This window comes from Pseudomonas sp. KK18, assembly GCF_037094675.1.
In the GTDB taxonomy this organism is placed as follows: Bacteria; Pseudomonadota; Gammaproteobacteria; order Pseudomonadales; family Pseudomonadaceae; genus Aquipseudomonas.
Window position 1 is genome coordinate 1,860,863 of the sequence record NZ_CP146605.1, and the last position, 16,017, is coordinate 1,876,879.

The 16,017-nt window shown below is 61.5% G+C and carries 10 protein-coding genes; 4 read left to right on the forward strand and 6 right to left on the reverse strand.

Going from position 1 to position 16,017, the window contains the following annotated elements:
- Positions 1-259: 259 nt before the first annotated feature.
- Together rlmKL and V6607_RS08360 are read left to right on the forward strand one after the other, a co-directional pair.
- Positions 260-2,524 (forward strand): bifunctional 23S rRNA (guanine(2069)-N(7))-methyltransferase RlmK/23S rRNA (guanine(2445)-N(2))-methyltransferase RlmL, encoded by a 2,265-nt coding sequence (gene rlmKL / locus V6607_RS08355; protein ID WP_003219107.1) that lies wholly within the window; start codon positions 260-262, stop codon positions 2,522-2,524.
- Between the two features lie 141 nt (positions 2,525-2,665).
- Positions 2,666-5,065 carry a diguanylate cyclase gene (locus V6607_RS08360; RefSeq protein ID WP_134325943.1) on the forward strand — a complete coding sequence of 800 codons (2,400 nt, stop codon included), beginning with the start codon at positions 2,666-2,668 and terminating at the stop codon, positions 5,063-5,065.
- 136 nt (positions 5,066-5,201) lie between these two features.
- Here V6607_RS08360 and dacB read toward each other — a convergent pair whose 3' ends face one another.
- On the reverse strand, positions 5,202-6,662 hold the full coding sequence (gene dacB, locus V6607_RS08365; RefSeq protein ID WP_134325944.1) for a D-alanyl-D-alanine carboxypeptidase/D-alanyl-D-alanine-endopeptidase: 1,461 nt from the start codon (positions 6,660-6,662) through the stop codon (positions 5,202-5,204).
- A 236-nt stretch (positions 6,663-6,898) separates the two neighbouring features.
- On the opposite strand from dacB, the gene V6607_RS08370 reads away from it, so the two are divergent.
- Positions 6,899-7,243, forward strand: coding sequence for a YggL family protein (locus V6607_RS08370; protein WP_003219101.1), 345 nt, complete (start codon positions 6,899-6,901; stop codon positions 7,241-7,243).
- Positions 7,244-7,297: 54 nt separating this feature from the next.
- Here V6607_RS08370 and V6607_RS08375 read toward each other — a convergent pair whose 3' ends face one another.
- Positions 7,298-8,488, reverse strand: a complete 1,191-nt coding sequence (locus V6607_RS08375) for a benzoate/H(+) symporter BenE family transporter (RefSeq protein WP_008437554.1) — start codon at positions 8,486-8,488, stop codon at positions 7,298-7,300.
- A gap of 329 nt (positions 8,489-8,817) precedes the next feature.
- Here V6607_RS08375 and V6607_RS08380 point away from each other — a divergent pair, with 329 nt between their 5' ends.
- Positions 8,818-9,582: a GntR family transcriptional regulator gene (locus V6607_RS08380; RefSeq protein ID WP_003219095.1), complete on the forward strand. Its 765-nt coding sequence runs from the start codon at positions 8,818-8,820 to the stop codon at positions 9,580-9,582.
- Between the two features lie 138 nt (positions 9,583-9,720).
- Here V6607_RS08380 and guaD read toward each other — a convergent pair whose 3' ends face one another.
- The 4 genes from guaD to xdhA form a co-directional block, all read right to left on the reverse strand.
- Positions 9,721-11,025, reverse strand: a complete 1,305-nt coding sequence (gene guaD, locus V6607_RS08385; protein WP_003219093.1) for a guanine deaminase — start codon at positions 11,023-11,025, stop codon at positions 9,721-9,723.
- Positions 11,026-11,032: 7 nt separating this feature from the next.
- On the reverse strand, positions 11,033-11,875 hold the full coding sequence (gene xdhC / locus V6607_RS08390; protein WP_134325945.1) for a xanthine dehydrogenase accessory protein XdhC: 843 nt from the start codon (positions 11,873-11,875) through the stop codon (positions 11,033-11,035).
- Between the two features lie 123 nt (positions 11,876-11,998).
- Positions 11,999-14,398, reverse strand: coding sequence for a xanthine dehydrogenase molybdopterin binding subunit (gene xdhB, locus V6607_RS08395; protein ID WP_003219089.1), 2,400 nt, complete (start codon positions 14,396-14,398; stop codon positions 11,999-12,001).
- Positions 14,391-15,839: a xanthine dehydrogenase small subunit gene (xdhA, locus tag V6607_RS08400; RefSeq protein WP_134325946.1), complete on the reverse strand. Its 1,449-nt coding sequence runs from the start codon at positions 15,837-15,839 to the stop codon at positions 14,391-14,393. Before xdhA ends, xdhB begins: the two co-directional genes overlap by 8 nt.
- Positions 15,840-16,017: the final 178 nt, after the last annotated feature.

Here is a 16,017-nt window from a genome sequence, read left to right on the forward strand (position 1 = left end):
TCAAAGAGGATGGGTTTAATCCTTTAGTGAGAATGTCCGCCTGTTGCAGTCGGTTATTATTCGACGAAGGGTCGGAATGTTTCTTCTTGTTGCTCCAAATACTTGAACTGCCCCGTCGATAAAGGCCCGAAAGGCCGGTAGCCGGGGTGGAACGGCACATTCGTGCCACACGAGCGCTCTTCAAGAAAAGCGCTTGATTGAAAACCGAACGCGCGATGCGTCGCCCGTTCACTTATTGCTGAAAAGCCTGGAATGCCCCATGTCGGACCGTTTTGAACTCTTCCTCACCTGCCCCAAGGGCCTCGAAGGCCTGCTGATCGAGGAAGCCGTCGGGCTTGGCCTTGAGGAAGCCCGCGAGCACACCTCGGCCGTGCGCGGCATGGCCGACATGGAGACCGCCTACCGCCTGTGCCTCTGGTCGCGCCTGGCCAACCGCGTGTTGCTGGTGCTCAAGCGCTTCCCGATGAAGGACGCCGAAGACCTGTACCACGGGGTGCTGGACATCGAGTGGGAAGACCACATGCTCGCCGACGGCACCCTGGCCGTTGAATTCAGCGGCCATGGCTCTGGCATCGACAACACCCACTTCGGCGCGCTGAAGGTCAAGGATGCGATTGTCGACAAGCTGCGCACCCCGACCGGCGAACGTCCATCCATCGACAAGATCAACCCGGACCTGCGCATCCACCTGCGCCTGGACCGTGGCGAAGCGATCCTTTCCCTTGATTTGTCCGGCCACAGCCTGCACCAGCGCGGCTACCGCCTGCAGCAGGGCGCGGCACCGTTGAAAGAGAACCTGGCGGCGGCGATCCTGATTCGCTCCGGCTGGCCGCGCATCGCTGCCGAAGGCGGCGCGCTGACGGACCCGATGTGCGGCGTCGGTACCTTCCTGGTGGAAGGCGCGATGATCGCCGCCGACATGGCGCCCAACCTGAACCGTGAGCTGTGGGGGTTCACCGCCTGGCTTGGCCACGTTCCGGCGCTGTGGAAAAAACTTCACACAGAGGCCAGCGAACGTGCCGCCATCGGCATGGCCAAGCCACCGCTGTGGATTCGTGGCTACGAGGCAGATCCTCGCCTGATCCAGCCCGCCCGTAACAACATCGAACGCGCAGGCCTCAGCCACTGGATCAAGATCTACCAGGGCGAAGTCGGTACTTTCGAGCCGCGCCCGGACCAGAACCAGAAAGGCCTGGTGATCTGCAACCCGCCGTATGGCGAGCGTCTGGGTGATGAAGCCAGCCTGTTGTACCTCTATCAGAACCTCGGCGAGCGTCTGCGCCAGGCGTGCCTGGGCTGGGAAGCGGCGGTGTTCACCGGTGCTCCGGACCTGGGCAAGCGCATGGGCATCCGCAGCCACAAACAGTATTCGTTCTGGAACGGCGCCTTGCCGTGCAAATTGCTGCTGATCAAGGTCACCCCGGACCAGTTCGTCACCGGCGAGCGTCGCACCCCGGAACAACGCCAGGCCGAGCGCGAGCAAGCGGCCTACGACCAGGCGCCGACCGAGCCGCAAGAGCGCCAGTACAACAAGAACGGGAACCCGATCAAACCCGCCCCGGCCCCAGTGGTCGAGCAGGCGCGCTTGAGCGAAGGCGGGCAGATGTTTGCCAACCGCCTGCAAAAGAACCTGAAACTGCTGGGCAAGTGGGCCAAGCGCGAAGGCGTCGATTGCTACCGTGTGTACGATGCCGACATGCCGGAATACTCCATGGCCATCGACCTGTACCACGACTGGGTCCACGTCCAGGAATACGTGGCGCCGAAGTCGATTGACCCGGAAAAAGCTTCGGCACGCATGTTCGATGCCCTGGCGGCCATTCCCCAGGCGCTGGGCATCGACAAGAACCGTGTGGTGGTCAAGCGTCGCGAACGCCAGAGCGGCACCAAGCAGTACGAGCGCCAGAGCGCCCAGGGCAAGTTCACCGAGGTCAGCGAAGGCGGCGTCAAGTTGCTGGTCAACCTGACCGATTACCTGGACACCGGCCTGTTCCTCGACCACCGTCCAATGCGCATGCGCATCCAGAAAGAGGCGGCCGGCAAACGCTTCCTCAACCTGTATTGCTACACCGCCACCGCCAGTGTGCACGCCGCCAAGGGTGGCGCGCGCAGCACCACCAGCGTCGACCTGTCGAAGACCTACCTGGACTGGGCGCGCCGCAACTTCTCCCTCAACGGTTTCTCCGACAAGAACCGCCTGGAGCAGGGCGACGTGATGGCCTGGCTGGAAGCCAGCCGCGATGAGTTCGACATGATCTTCATCGACCCGCCGACCTTCTCCAACTCCAAGCGCATGGAAGGCATCTTCGACGTGCAACGCGACCACGTGCAGTTGCTGGACCTGGCCATGGCGCGCCTGGCACCGGGCGGCGTGTTGTACTTCTCGAACAACTTCCGCAAGTTCCAGCTGGAAGACAACCTCGTCGAGCGGTATGCCGTCGAAGAGATCAGCGACAAGACCATCGACCCGGATTTTGCGCGTAACGCCAAGATCCATCGGGCGTGGAAAATCACCGCGCGCTGATCACTGCGTTCTGAAGCCGCAGGCCCGGATCATTCCGGCCTTGCGGCTTTTTTTTGCGCTGGTCAAACGCAAGTCCTGTGGCTATAACTTAGGGCCTGGCCAAAGTGACGCACCCGCACGTTGGCGTTCCGAGTCTTGTCTATGCCGCTGCATGCCGTCCGCCCGAAAATCCTAGGCTTTATCAGTGAGCAGGTGTCGGCGTGGCTGGTGGCGGTGGTGGTGTTGCTGGGCGGTATCGCGCTGACGATTGTCGTCGCCTGGGCCGCGTCCGAGCTTTACCAGCAGCAGATGCGCCAGCGCTTTCAGCTGCTGGTCAACGAGCGTTACAGCCGCCTCCAGGAGCGTTTCGAGGACCAGGAACAACGCCTGGGCAGCCTGCGGCGGTTCTTCGTCAATTCAAATACAGTCTCGCGCAAAGAGTTCGAAGGGTTCGCGCAGCCCTTGCTGTTGCGTACCCGCGCCTATGCCTGGGCACCCCGGGTTTTGCGTGACCAGCGCGGTGCGTTCGAGCAGGCAATCACGGCGGAGCGCGGTGCGAATTTCTCCATTCGTGAATTGAATGCGGCGGGCGAACTGACCCCGGCGACTGATCGCGATGAGTATGTGCCGGTGCTGTACAGCCAGACCCAGAGCATTCTCGGCTCGCCGCTGGGTTTTGACCTGTTGGCCCAGCCACTGCGGCGCTCGACGGTGGAGCGTGCGCAACAGTCAGGGAAGATGGCGGTGTCCCAGCCCATGCAACTGGTGGGTGTGGAGCCGGCCTATGCCATGGGTGTATTGCTGGTGGCACCGGTCAGCCGGGCACCGACGACACAAGTGCCCAACAGTGAACCTTACGGCTACGTCATGGCGGTGATCAGCATGCGCCAGCTGGTGGCCGATGGCTTGCCCAAGGCCGCACGGGACAACCTGGTGATGCAGATTGTCGACACCTCCGATGCAGAGCAACGGGTGTTGTACGAATCCAGCAACCCCGTGGCAGACAGTGACCTGGTGGCAGCACGCCGGCTGACGCTCGGCGACCACGTCTACGCCTTGAGCCTGCGCCCCAGCCAGGTGTTCCAGCAGGGCAATCACTCGTCGCTGGTCAGTATCCTGGTCATGGGCAGCCTGCTGAGTGTGCTGCTCAGTGCGTTGCTCTACGTGGTGGTCAGCCAGCGCCAGCGCGCATTGAAGCTGGTGGAGCAGCGCACCGCCCAATTGCGTCAGCGGGAACAGGAACTGAGAGGCACCCACGGCCAACTGCGCAGCGTGCTCAATGCGGCCACCCAGGTGGCGATCATCGCGACGGACTTGCGCGGTGTGATCACCACCTTCAACGCCGGCGCCGAGCAGATGCTGGGCTTTGAAGCACAAGAGGTACTGGGCCACCTGACCCTCGAAAGCCTGCACCTGGCCCCCGAGCTGGAAGCCCGTGCCGCGCAATTGAGCGCAATCCTCGGCAAGCGCATCGCGCCAGCCCAGGCGATGCTGGTGGACAGCGCCGATGCAGTGCATGAGGCCCGCGAGTGGACGCTGGTACGCAAGGACGGCAGCCAACTGACGGTGAACATGCTCGCCACTGTTCTGCTGGACGAGCATGGCCTGTGGGTCGGGCACCTGGCGATCTGCCTGGATGTCACCGAGCAGAAGCGCGCCTATGAGGCACTGGCCGCGCGGGACCGCCTGCTGAAGAAACTCAGCGCCCATGTGCCCGGCGGTATTTTCCAGTTCATCCTGGAACCGAACAATGTCTCGCGTTTCATTTATGCCAGCGATGGCATCCGCGACATCTACGAAATCGAGCCTGGGGTGTTGCAGCAGGATGCGCGAAAGGTCTTCGAGCGGATTCATCCGCTGGATGTCGAGCGGGTACGGGAGTCCATTCGCCTGTCCACCCTGCAACTGAGCCATTGGCGTGAAGAATACCGGGTGCAGTTGCCCCATCGGGGGCTGCGCTGGGTTCGCGGTGAGGCGACGCCGGAAGAGCTGGCCGGTGGCGGTACGTTATGGCATGGCTATGTGTCGGATATTTCCGATCTCAAGCGGGTCGAGGAAGAGCTGCGGGCGCTGTCGATTACCGATTCCCTGACCGGCATTCATAACCGACGCTACTTCCAGGACCGGCTGAAGGCCGAGATGATCCGGGTCAAGCGTGCCTCGGGGGCGTTGTCGGTGATCATGTTCGACATCGATCACTTCAAGCGCATCAACGACCAGCATGGTCACGCGGTGGGTGATGAAGTGCTCAAGGAGTTATGCCGGCGCATCAGCCAGCGGTTACGACGCACGGATGTGTTTTGCCGGCTGGGGGGCGAGGAGTTTGTGGTGCTGTGCGCCAATACCGACGGCAGCCAGGCGTTCAGTGTTGCCCTGGAGTTGTGGCAGGCGTTGCGCGGTGAGCCGATGGAAGGTGTCGGCACGGTGACGGCGAGCTTCGGGGTCGCCAGTTGGCGGGTCGAGGAGGGCGTCGACAGCTTGTTGCTGCGGGCGGATTCGGGTGTCTATGCCGCCAAGCAGGCGGGCAGGGACAGAGTTGAGGCAGAGCGGGTGCTTGCCTGAAGTGCACGGCCATTCAAGCTATTAGAGATCAATGTGGGAGCTGGCTTGCCTGCGATAGCATCACCTCGGTATTCCTGATAGACCGAGGCGTCTGCATCGCAGGCAAGCCAGCTCCCACATTTGATATTTGCTGCTGTTAGAGGACCGGGGCCGCCGCCGCCAGTTTCGGCTGGCGATACAGGTCCAGCAGCACCTGGTCCAGTACCGAGGACGCGCCCCACGGTTTCGGATCGTTGAGAATCGCCACCACAGCCCAGGTATTGCCATTGTTGTCGCGGCTGAACCCGGCAATCGCGCGCACGGTGTTCAGGGTGCCGGTCTTGACGTGGGCTTCGCCGCGCATGGCCGTGGTCTTCAGGCGTTTACGCATGGTGCCGTCGGTGCCGGCAATCGGCAGCGAACTGATGTACTCCGCCGCGTACGGGCTTCTCCACGCCGCTTGCAGCATGCTCGCCATTTCGCGGGCGCTGACCCGTTCAGCACGGGACAGGCCGGAGCCGTTCTCCATCACCAGGTGCGGCGCGGTGATGCCTTTTTTCGCCAGCCACTGGCGCACCACGCGCTGGGCGGCCTTGGCGTCGTCGCCGTCGGCATCGGTGCGGTACTGCGCACCCAGGCTCAGGAACAACTGCTGGGCCATGGTGTTGTTACTGTATTTGTTGATGTCGCGGATGATCTCCGCCAGGTCCGGCGAGAACGCACGAGCCAGCACTTTGGCGTTCTTCGGTACCGGCGCCTGGATGTCGCGGCCCTGGATGCTGCCGCCCAGTTCCTTCCAGATCGCCCGAACGGCGCCGGCGGTGTAGGTGGCGTGGTCCAGCAACGACAGATACGTCTGCGAACTGCAGCCGTCCGCCAACTGGCCGCTGACGGTCACGGTGACGCTGCCGTCGGCGGCGGTCATCGGGCTGTAGCGCACATCGCCGGTGCATTGCTTGGCGTTGGAGACCTTGACCTGGTTGTCGATGCGGATGCTCGCAATCGGCGGCTCGACCGACACCAGCACCTTGCCCGAATCATTGCGGGTGACGAAGCGCAGCGCCTTGAGGTTGACCATCAAGGCATCGGGCTTGACCAGGAACGGCTTGTTCTCGTCGTTGCCGTCGTCATTGAACTCCGGCAGTTGCGGCGGGATGAAGAAGCCACGGTCCAGCACCAGGTCGCCGGTCACTTGCTGCACGCCATTGGCCCGCAGGTCGCGCATCAGCAGCCAGAGTTTTTCCATGTTCAGCTTGGGGTCGCCGCCGCCCTTGAGGTACAGGTTGCCGTTCAGGATCCCGCCGCTCAGGGTGCCGTCGGTGTAGAACTCGGTTTTCCACTGATGGTTGGGACCGAGCATTTCCAGGGCCGCGTAGGTGGTGACCAGCTTCATGGTCGAGGCCGGGTTGACCGACACGTCGGCGTTGAACACGGTAGGTGTGCCCGGGCCATTGAGGGGAATCATCACCAGGGACAGGGCATTGTTTTGCAGCTTGGCTTTCTGAAGGGCTTCCTGGACCTTGGGCGGCAGGGAAGTGTTGATCGGGGCGGCGGTAACGGAAAAGGCCAGGGGCAGAAGAAAACTGGCGAGTAACAGTGGACGCAAAGATTTGATCATAAGAATTAAAACCCTACTGCTGAGGGGGTAAAAAGGTGAGGGGTATGTACGAAAAATCCCTCAATGGTCATGAAAGTGTCGGCATTATGCCCCAAGGCTGTCGCACTTGTGGCTGAACGATAGCTGCAATTGGCGGTTTTTTTTACTGGCACTCTGCCGCCTGTCCCAGAGAATCGGGCAAAGGCCTGCTTAAACTGCTAAAGTGCCGCCCGTTATTACTTAAGAGGATTGTTCCAATGGCGACTAACCGTTCCCGGCGTCTGCGCAAAAAACTGTGCGTTGATGAATTTCAAGAGCTGGGTTTCGAACTGAACCTGGACTTCAAAGAAGGTTTGGACGATGAAGCGGTTGACGCTTTCCTCGAAGCATTCCTGACTGAAGCGATGGACGGCAACGGCCTGGACTACGTCGGCGGTGATGACTTCGGTCTGGTTTGCAAAGCCACCCGTGGTTCGGTCAACGAAGAACAGCGTGCCGCTGTTGAAGCGTGGCTGAAGGCTCGTCCAGAGCTGACCCGCGTTGAAGTCAGCGCCCTGCTGGACGCTTGGCACCCAGAAAAGCCGATTAACCCGGCAGTCTGATGTCATGAAAAAGCGACCCGCCCGGGTCGCTTTTTCGTTACTGGGTCTAAAGAATCAGGCCTTGCGCCAGTTCAGAATCACCAGCGTCAACACCCCCGCGACAATCCCCCAGAACGCCGAACCGATGGAAAACAACGTCAACCCCGACGCTGTGACCATGAAGGTGATCAACGCAGCTTCCCGTTCCCTGGGTTCATTCATGGCGATGCTCAGGCCATTGATGATCGAGCCAAACAACGCCAGTGCCGCAATCGACAGCACCAGTTCCTTGGGCAGGGCGGCGAACAACGCGGCCAATGTCGCGCCAAACACCCCGGCGATCCCGTAGAAAATCCCGCACCAGACCGCGGCGGTGTAGCGCTTGTTGCGATCCTCATGGGCATGAGGGCCGGTGCAGATCGCCGCGCTGATGGCTGCCAGGTTGATGCCATGGGAGCCAAACGGCGCCAGCACCAGCGAGGCCAGGCCGGTGGTAGTAATCAATGGCGACGCCGGTACGTTATAGCCGTCGGCCCGCAGCACCGCCACACCCGGCATGTTCTGCGAGGTCATGGCCACCACGAACAGCGGGATGCCGATGCTGATGGTCGCGGCCAGGGAGAAGTGCGGCGTGGTCCACACCGGCGTTGCCACTTCCAGGTGAAAGCCACTGAAATCCAGCAGCCCCATCAGCCCGGACAGCGCCGTGCCGATCAGCAGTGCCGCGAGCACGGCATAACGCGGCGACAGGCGCTTGATGACCAGGTAAGTGAAGAACATCCCCAGCACCAGACCGGTACGGTGCTGCGCGGCGACGAAAATCTCGCTGCCGATCTTGAACAGAATCCCCGCCAGCAAGGCGGCCGCCAGGGACGCGGGGATGCGCTTGACGAGTTTTTCGAAGCTGCCGGTCAGCCCACAGATGGTCACCAGCACCGCGCAGGTGATGTAGGCGCCGATGGCCTCGCCGTAGCTGACGCCGCCCAGGCTGGTGATCAACAGCGCCGCGCCCGGTGTGGACCAGGCAATGGTGATCGGCGTGCGGTAGCGCAAGGACAGGCCAATGCTGCACACCGCCATGCCGATGGAGATCGCCCAGATCCACGAGGAAATCTGCGCGGTGGTCAGGCCGGCGGCCTGGCCAGCTTGAAACATGAGCACCAGGGAGCTGGTGTAGCCGGTCATCATGGCGATGAAACCGGCGACGATGGCCGAAGGCGAAGTGTCGGCCAGTGGGCGTAATCGCGCTTGGGGGACGTCGGACATGGGGCGGTGTTCCTTTTACCGGGCTGTCTGTAGGAGCGAGCTTGCTCGCGAAGGTCGTTAACGATGACGCTGGCATCCTGACTGAATGCGGTGCTTATACGTTTTTCGCGAGCAAGCTCGCTCCTACAAAGGAGAAAGTGCGGAATCAAGCCTAAACTCAAACGTAACGATTCATTGCAATACAGCCGGCGCCCCAAACAGCCGTACAGTGTGTTGGCGCACTGGGTTGTGTACAATGTGCGCTGATTTTACGCGATACTTGCCAGCGACCCTCTGTGCCGTATTACAGTCAACGTCAATTCGCCGCCGTTCTCCCGACCCGAGTGCCCATGAACGAACAGTTGCAGCCCCTCAAGAAACAGCCGCGAGCCGGTAAGGCCGGTCGCAGTGGAACCCAGGACGATATCGTCTACGCGCATATCTTCGAGGCGATCCTCGAACAACGCCTGGCGCCCGGTACCAAATTGAGTGAAGAAGCGCTGGGCGAAATCTTCGGCGTCAGCCGCACCATCATTCGCCGCGCGCTGTCGCGCCTGGCCCATGAAGGCGTGGTACTGCTGCGGCCCAATCGTGGTGCGGTAGTGGCCAGCCCGAGCGTCGAGGAAGCCCGCCAGGTATTCCTCGCCCGGCGCCTGGTGGAGCGTGCGATCACTGAATTGGCGGTGCAGCATGCCACGGCCGAGCAACTGGCCGAGCTGCGGCAGATGGTCAACGACGAGCGCGACAGCTTCTCCCGGGGCGATCGCGGCGCGGGCATCCGGCTTTCCGGCGAGTTCCACCTGAAGCTGGCCGAGGCGGCGAAGAATGCGCCGCTGATCAGTTTCCAGCGCAGTCTGGTGTCCCAGACCTCGTTGATCATCGCCCAGTACGAAAGCGGCAACCGCTCGCACTGTTCCTACGATGAGCACACGCAGTTGATCGACGCGATCGAAGCGCGGGATGCGGATTTGGCGGTGAACCTGATGATGCATCACATGGATCACATCGACAGCAAGCTCAACCTCGATGAGGAAAGCGCGTCGGATGACCTGCATGCGGTGTTCTCGCATCTGTTGCAGACCAAGAAGCCGGGGCGCTCGTCTGTAAAACTGTAATTTTCCAGGCTCGCCACTAACCAAATGTGGGAGCGGGCTTGCTCGCGAAGGCGGTGGATCAGTCAGCACATCCAGTGACTGACACACCGCCTTCGCGAGCAAGCCCGCTCCCACATTTGTTTTGTTGTACCTGTTAAATCAGCGTTGATGCACCAATTGCCCCGCCGCATACGTCTGCAACACCGCCCGGTCATCCCCCAGTGTCATCAACACAAACAACGTCTCGGCGATGTTATTGGCCTGCTTCAGGCGATAGCTGAGCAGCGGGGTGGCGTTGTAATCCAGTACCAGGAAGTCCGCGTCAGTGCCGGGTTGCAGCGTGCCAATCTTGTCTTCCAGACGCAGCGCCCGCGCACCACCCAGGGTCGCCAGGTACAACGACTTGAACGGACTCAAGCGCGCCCCTTGCAGTTGCATCACCTTGTACGCTTCGTTCAGGGTTTGCAGCAGCGAGAAGCTGGTGCCACCGCCGACGTCCGTACCCAGGCCGACATTCAGCTTGTGCTTCTCGGCCATCGGCAGGTTGAACAAACCGCTGCCCAGGAAGAAGTTCGACGTCGGGCAGAACGCGACTGCCGAACCGGCTTCTGCCAACCGCGCGCATTCGTCGTCGCACAGGTGCACACCGTGGGCGAACACCGAGCGTTCACCCAGCAGTTTGTAATGGTCGTACACGTCCAGGTAACCCTTGCGTTCCGGGAACAGTTCTTTCACCCATTCCACTTCCTGCAGGTTTTCACTGATGTGAGTCTGCATGTAGAGGTCCGGGTATTCCCCCAGCAGCTGCCCGGCGAGGGTCAGTTGTTCAGGTGTACTGGTCGGTGCGAAACGTGGCGTCACCGCGTAGTGCAAACGGCCCTTGCCGTGCCAGCGCTCGATCAGCGCCTTGCTCTCCGCGTAGCCGGATTCGGCGGTGTCGGTCAAATAGTCCGGCGCGTTGCGGTCCATCATTACCTTGCCGGCGATCATCCGCAGGTCGAGCTTCTCGGCCGCTTCAAAAAACGAGTTCACTGACTGCGGGTGCACGCTGCCAAATACCAGCGCGGTGGTGGTGCCGTTGCGCAGCAGTTCCTTGATGAAAATATCCGCGACTTCTTCGGCGTGGGCCTTGTCGGCGAACTGGCTTTCACACGGGAAGGTGTAGGTGTTGAGCCAGTCCAGCAACTGCTCGCCATAGGCACCGACCATGCCGGTCTGCGGCAGGTGGATGTGGGTGTCGATCAGGCCGGGGGTGATCAGCGCGTCCTGGTAATGGGTGACTTCGATGTCGGCGGGCAGGCTGGCGAGCAAGTCGCTGGCATGGCCCAGGGCGCTGATCTGGCCGTTGTCGATCACCAGCAGGCCGTCCTCGAAATATTCGTAGGAGGCTTCGATCCCCACTTCGGCAGGGTCGGCGATGCTGTGCAAAATGGCGGCACGGTAGGCTTTGCGTGTCAAAGGCATGGTCGTCTCAGTTAGTCGCTTGGCTGCGGCGGGATACCGGCAGCAGTTTGGCAATGGGTTCGGCGCTCGCAGTGTGCTGGCCGAAGTTGGCGTTATAGGTGGCGATGATTTCGCCGGCGATGGAGATGGCGATTTCCACAGGCAGTTTGCCTTTGACCTCGGTCAGCCCCATCGGGCAATGCATGCGTTGCAGTTGCGCGGTGTCGAAACCGCGATCCCGCAGGCGGTGTTCAAACTTGACGCGTTTGGTCTTCGAGCCGATCAGGCCGAAGTAGGTGAAGTCATTGCGCTTGAGCAGGGCGGCGGTCAGCTCCAGGTCCAGCGCGTGGTTGTGGGTCATGACGATGCAGTAACTGCCCACAGGCAAGTGGTCGATTTCATCCACCGGCTCTTCGCTGACGATTTTACGCACGCCTTGGGGGATGTGTTCCGGGAATTCCTGTTCCCGGGAATCGATCCAGCGCACCCGGCACGGCAGGCTGGCCAGCAACGGCACCAGCGCGCGGCCCACGTGGCCGGCGCCGAACACCGCGATCTGCGCCTGCACCTTGCCCATGGGTTCGAACAACAGCACCGTCACGCCGCCGCAGCACTGGCCCAGGCTGGCGCCGAGGCTGAAGCGCTCCAGGTGGGTGTTTTGCTGGCCGCGCACAAGCATGTCCCGGGCGATCTGCATCGCCTTGTATTCCAGGTGCCCGCCACCGATGGTGTCGAAGGTGTGGGCGGCGCTGATCACCATCTTCGAACCGGCGTTGCGCGGCGTGGAGCCGAGCTCTTCGATGATGGTCACCAGCACGCAGGGCTCGCCCTGGTTCTGCAGGTCGGCGAGGGCGCTGATCCAGTTGTTCATGTTTACCTCAACATCTCTGTTGTCAGTTCGACCGCCTTCGCGAGCAAGCCCGCTCCCACATTTGATTGGGTTCACACATCAAAATGTGGGAGCCGGGCTTGCCCGCGATGGCAGCGCCTCGGTCTAAAGCGAAGCCAGCTCGGTTTCCGTTTCCACAGCTTTTGCAGCGGTCAGTTGGCGCATCTGCTCACAGCCCCACAACACCCGCTCCGGCGTCGCCGGTGCATCGATCTTCGGCTGATGGCGATAGTCACCCAGGCTCGCCACGGCGTCCTTGATCGCACACCACGAGGCAATACCGAGCATGAACGGCGGCTCACCCACGGCCTTGGAATGGAACACCGTGTCTTCCGGGTTCTTGCGGTTTTCCACCAGCTTCACCCGCAGGTCCAGCGGCATGTCGGCCACCGCCGGGATCTTGTAGCTGGCCGGGCCGTTGGTCATCAGCTTGCCCTTGTTATTCCACACCAGCTCTTCCATGGTCAGCCAACCCATGCCCTGGATGAAGCCGCCTTCGACCTGGCCGATGTCGATGGCCGGGTTCAGCGAGGCGCCCACGTCATGCAGGATGTCGGTGCGCAGCATCTTGTACTCGCCGGTCAGCGTGTCGACGATCACCTCGCAACAGGCCGCGCCGAACGCGAAGTAGTAGAACGGCCGCCCACGTGCCTGGCTGCGGTCGTAGAAGATTTTCGGGGTCTTGTAGAAGCCCGTGCTGGAGAGCGACACCTGGGCGAAATACGCCTGCTGGATCAGCGCTTCAAAGGTCAGGATGTGATCGCGGACCCGCACATGCCCGTTGTGGAATTCAACGTCGGCCTCGCTGACTTCATATTTGCGCGCGGCAAACTCCACCAGGCGCTGCTTGATGGTTTCGGCGGCATTCTGTGCGGCCTTGCCGTTCAGGTCGGCGCCGCTGGAAGCCGCCGTCGGCGAGGTGTTGGGCACCTTGTCGGTGTTGGTGGCGGTGATCTGCACGCGGTCGATTTCCACCTGGAAAATCTCGGCCACTACCTGCGCGACCTTGATGTTCAACCCCTGGCCCATCTCGGTGCCGCCGTGGTTCAGGTGGATGCTGCCGTCGGTGTAGATGTGGATCAGCGCACCGGCCTGGTTGAGGAAACTGGCGGTGAAGGAAATGCCGAATTTTACCGGCGTCAGGGCCAGGCCTTTTTTCAGGATCGGGCTGTTGGCGTTGTAGCGACGGATCGCTTCGCGGCGCTCGAAATACTGGCTGCTTTGTTCGAGTTCGGCGGTCATCTCTTCGAGCATGTTGTGCTCGACGGTCTGGTAGTAGTGGGTGACGTTGCGCTCGGTCTTGCCGTAGTAGTTGGCCTTGCGCACGGCCAGCGGGTCGAGGGCCAGGTGTCGGGCAATCGCGTCCATCACTTCTTCGATGGCGACCATGCCTTGGGGGCCGCCGAAGCCACGGTAAGCGGTGTTGGAGGCGGTGTTGGTCTTGCAGCGGTGGCCGTTGACAGTGGCGTCGCCCAGGTAATACGAGTTGTCGGAGTGGAACATTGCGCGATCGACAATCGAGTTCGACAGGTCCGGTGAGCAACCGCAGTTGCCCGCCAGGTCCAGGTTGATGCCGTGCAGCCGGCCACTGTCGTCGAAGCCTACGTCGTACTCGATATAGAACGGGTGGCGCTTGCCGGTCATCAGCATGTCTTCGACACGCGGCAGGCGCATTTTGGTCGGCTGGCCGGTGAGGCGTGCGACCACCGCACACAGGCATGCCGGGCTGGCGGCCTGGGTTTCCTTGCCGCCAAAACCACCGCCCATGCGGCGCATGTCGACCACGATTTTGTTCATCGATACGTCGAGTACTTCGGCCACCAGCTTCTGTACTTCGGTGGGGTTTTGCGTGGAGCAGTAGACGATCATGCCGCCGTCTTCGGTGGGCATCACCGAGGAGATCTGGGTTTCCAGGTAGAAGTGTTCCTGACCGCCGATGTGCAGGGTGCCCTGGATACGGTTCTTCGCGGTCGCCAGTGCGCCCGCCGAATCACCGCGCTGGTGGGTGTGGCTGTCGAGCACGAAATGTTTTTTGCGAAACGCCTCGACCACGTCCAGCACCGGCTCCAGGTCTTCGTATTCGATCACAGCGGCCATCGCCGCCTTGCGTGCGGTTTCCAGGTCGCGGGCGGCGACGGCCAGCACCACCTGGCCGACGAACTGCACGGTGTCGATGGCCAGCAACGGGTCGCCGGGCATCAACGGGCCGATGTCTTTCAGACCCGGCACGTCTTCGTGGGTGATGACGATGCGCACGCCTTCAAAGGCGTAGCAGGGCGCGGTGTCGATGCTAAGGATCTTCGCGTGGGCGCGGTCCGACATGCGTGCGTAGAGGTGCAACTGGTTGGGAAATTCCAGGCGGTCATCGATGTACTGCGCTTCGCCCGAGACATGCTTGGCGGCGCTGTCGTGCTTGACGCTGCGACCGACGCCGCTGGTCAGGTCCTTGGCAAACAGTTCGGCGAGTTCGGCCTGGGATTTTTCCACGGCGTGATGGTTAGACATAAGCGGTCACCCGAGTCTCGATGTGCGGCGTTTGCAGTTCGATGAAGTATTTGCGCAGCAGGTTCTGTGCGCTGAGCAGGCGGTATTCCTTGCTGGCGCGGAAGTCCGACAGCGGGGTGAAATCCTCGGCCAGGGCCGCGCAGGCTTTTTCCACGGTGGCGGAATTCCAGGTGGCGCCGTTCAGTACGGCTTCGCAGTTCTTCGCGCGTTTCGGGGTGGCGGCCATGCCGCCGAACGCCACGCGGGCATCGTCGATCACACCGTTAGTGATCTTCAGGTTGAAGGCCGCGCAGACGGCAGAGATGTCATCGTCCAGGCGCTTGGAAACCTTGTAGGCACGGAACAGCGGCACGCCTTTGGGCACGATGATTTTCTCGATGAATTCGCTGTCCTGGCGGGCAGTGACGCGGTAGTCGATGAAATAGTCTTCCAGCGCCAGGGTACGGCGGGTGTTGCCCTTGCACAGCACGATCTGCGCGCCGAGGGCGATCAGCAGTGGCGGCGAGTCACCGATGGGCGAGGCATTGCCGATATTGCCGCCCAGGGTGCCCTGGTTGCGGATCTGCAACGAGGCGAAACGGTGGAGCAATTCGCCGAAATCCGGGTATTCGTTGTTGAGTGCGCTGTAGCAGTCGGAGAGTGAGGCGGCGGCGCCGATTTCCAGGCGGTCGTCGAAGCTTTCGATGCGCTTCATTTCTTCGATATTGCCGACGTAGATCATCACCGGCAGCGTGCGGTGGAACTGGGTAACTTCCAGCGCCAGGTCGGTGCCACCGGCCAACAGCCGGGCTTGTGGATAAGCGTCGTAAAGGTCCGCCAGGTCGGCGACGGTCAGCGGCACCAGGCAGCGTTTGTCGCCGCTGTTCAACTCGCCGGTTTGCGTCGGGGCGATGGCTTTCAGGCGGGCGATGGTGTCGGCCTGGCGACTGTCGAACTGGTCCTGGGGCTTGTTGCAGCAGGCCTGTTCGGCGGCGGCAAGAATCGGGCGATAGCCGGTGCAGCGGCAGAGGTTGCCAGCCAGGGCTTCGTGGGCCTTTTGGCTGTCGGGTGCATCACTGTTCTTTTGCAGGGCGAACAGCGACATCACAAAGCCCGGGGTGCAGAAGCCGCATTGCGAGCCGTGGCACTCCACCATGGCCTGTTGCACGCTGTGGAGTTGGCCCTGGTGCTTGAGGTCTTCGACGCTGATCAGTTGTTTACCGTGCAGGGACGAGACAAACGTCAGGCACGAATTGAGGCTGCGATAGCGAATCTGCTCGGCGCCCTGATCGTCGGTGTGCAACTCGCCGACTACCACGGTGCAGGCGCCACAGTCGCCGCTGGCGCAGCCTTCCTTGGTGCCGGATTTGCCCAGGTGCTCACGCAAATAGTTGAGCACGGTCAGGTTCGGGTCCAGGGCGTGTTCGCTACGGAGCTCCTGGTTTAGTAAAAACTGGATCACGGAAGGCCTCGCAGACTCATTATTGTTGTTAACCGCTTTGCGCCGAATCTAGTCATGTCTGACTTTTCGGTCAACGATTTTCTGACCGAAAGGTCAAGAAAATGCGATATCAACATCCTTAATTATGGTCCAGTTCTCTGGAACCGCCGTTTTTGGGGGCTTCTGGACTTTAATGGCT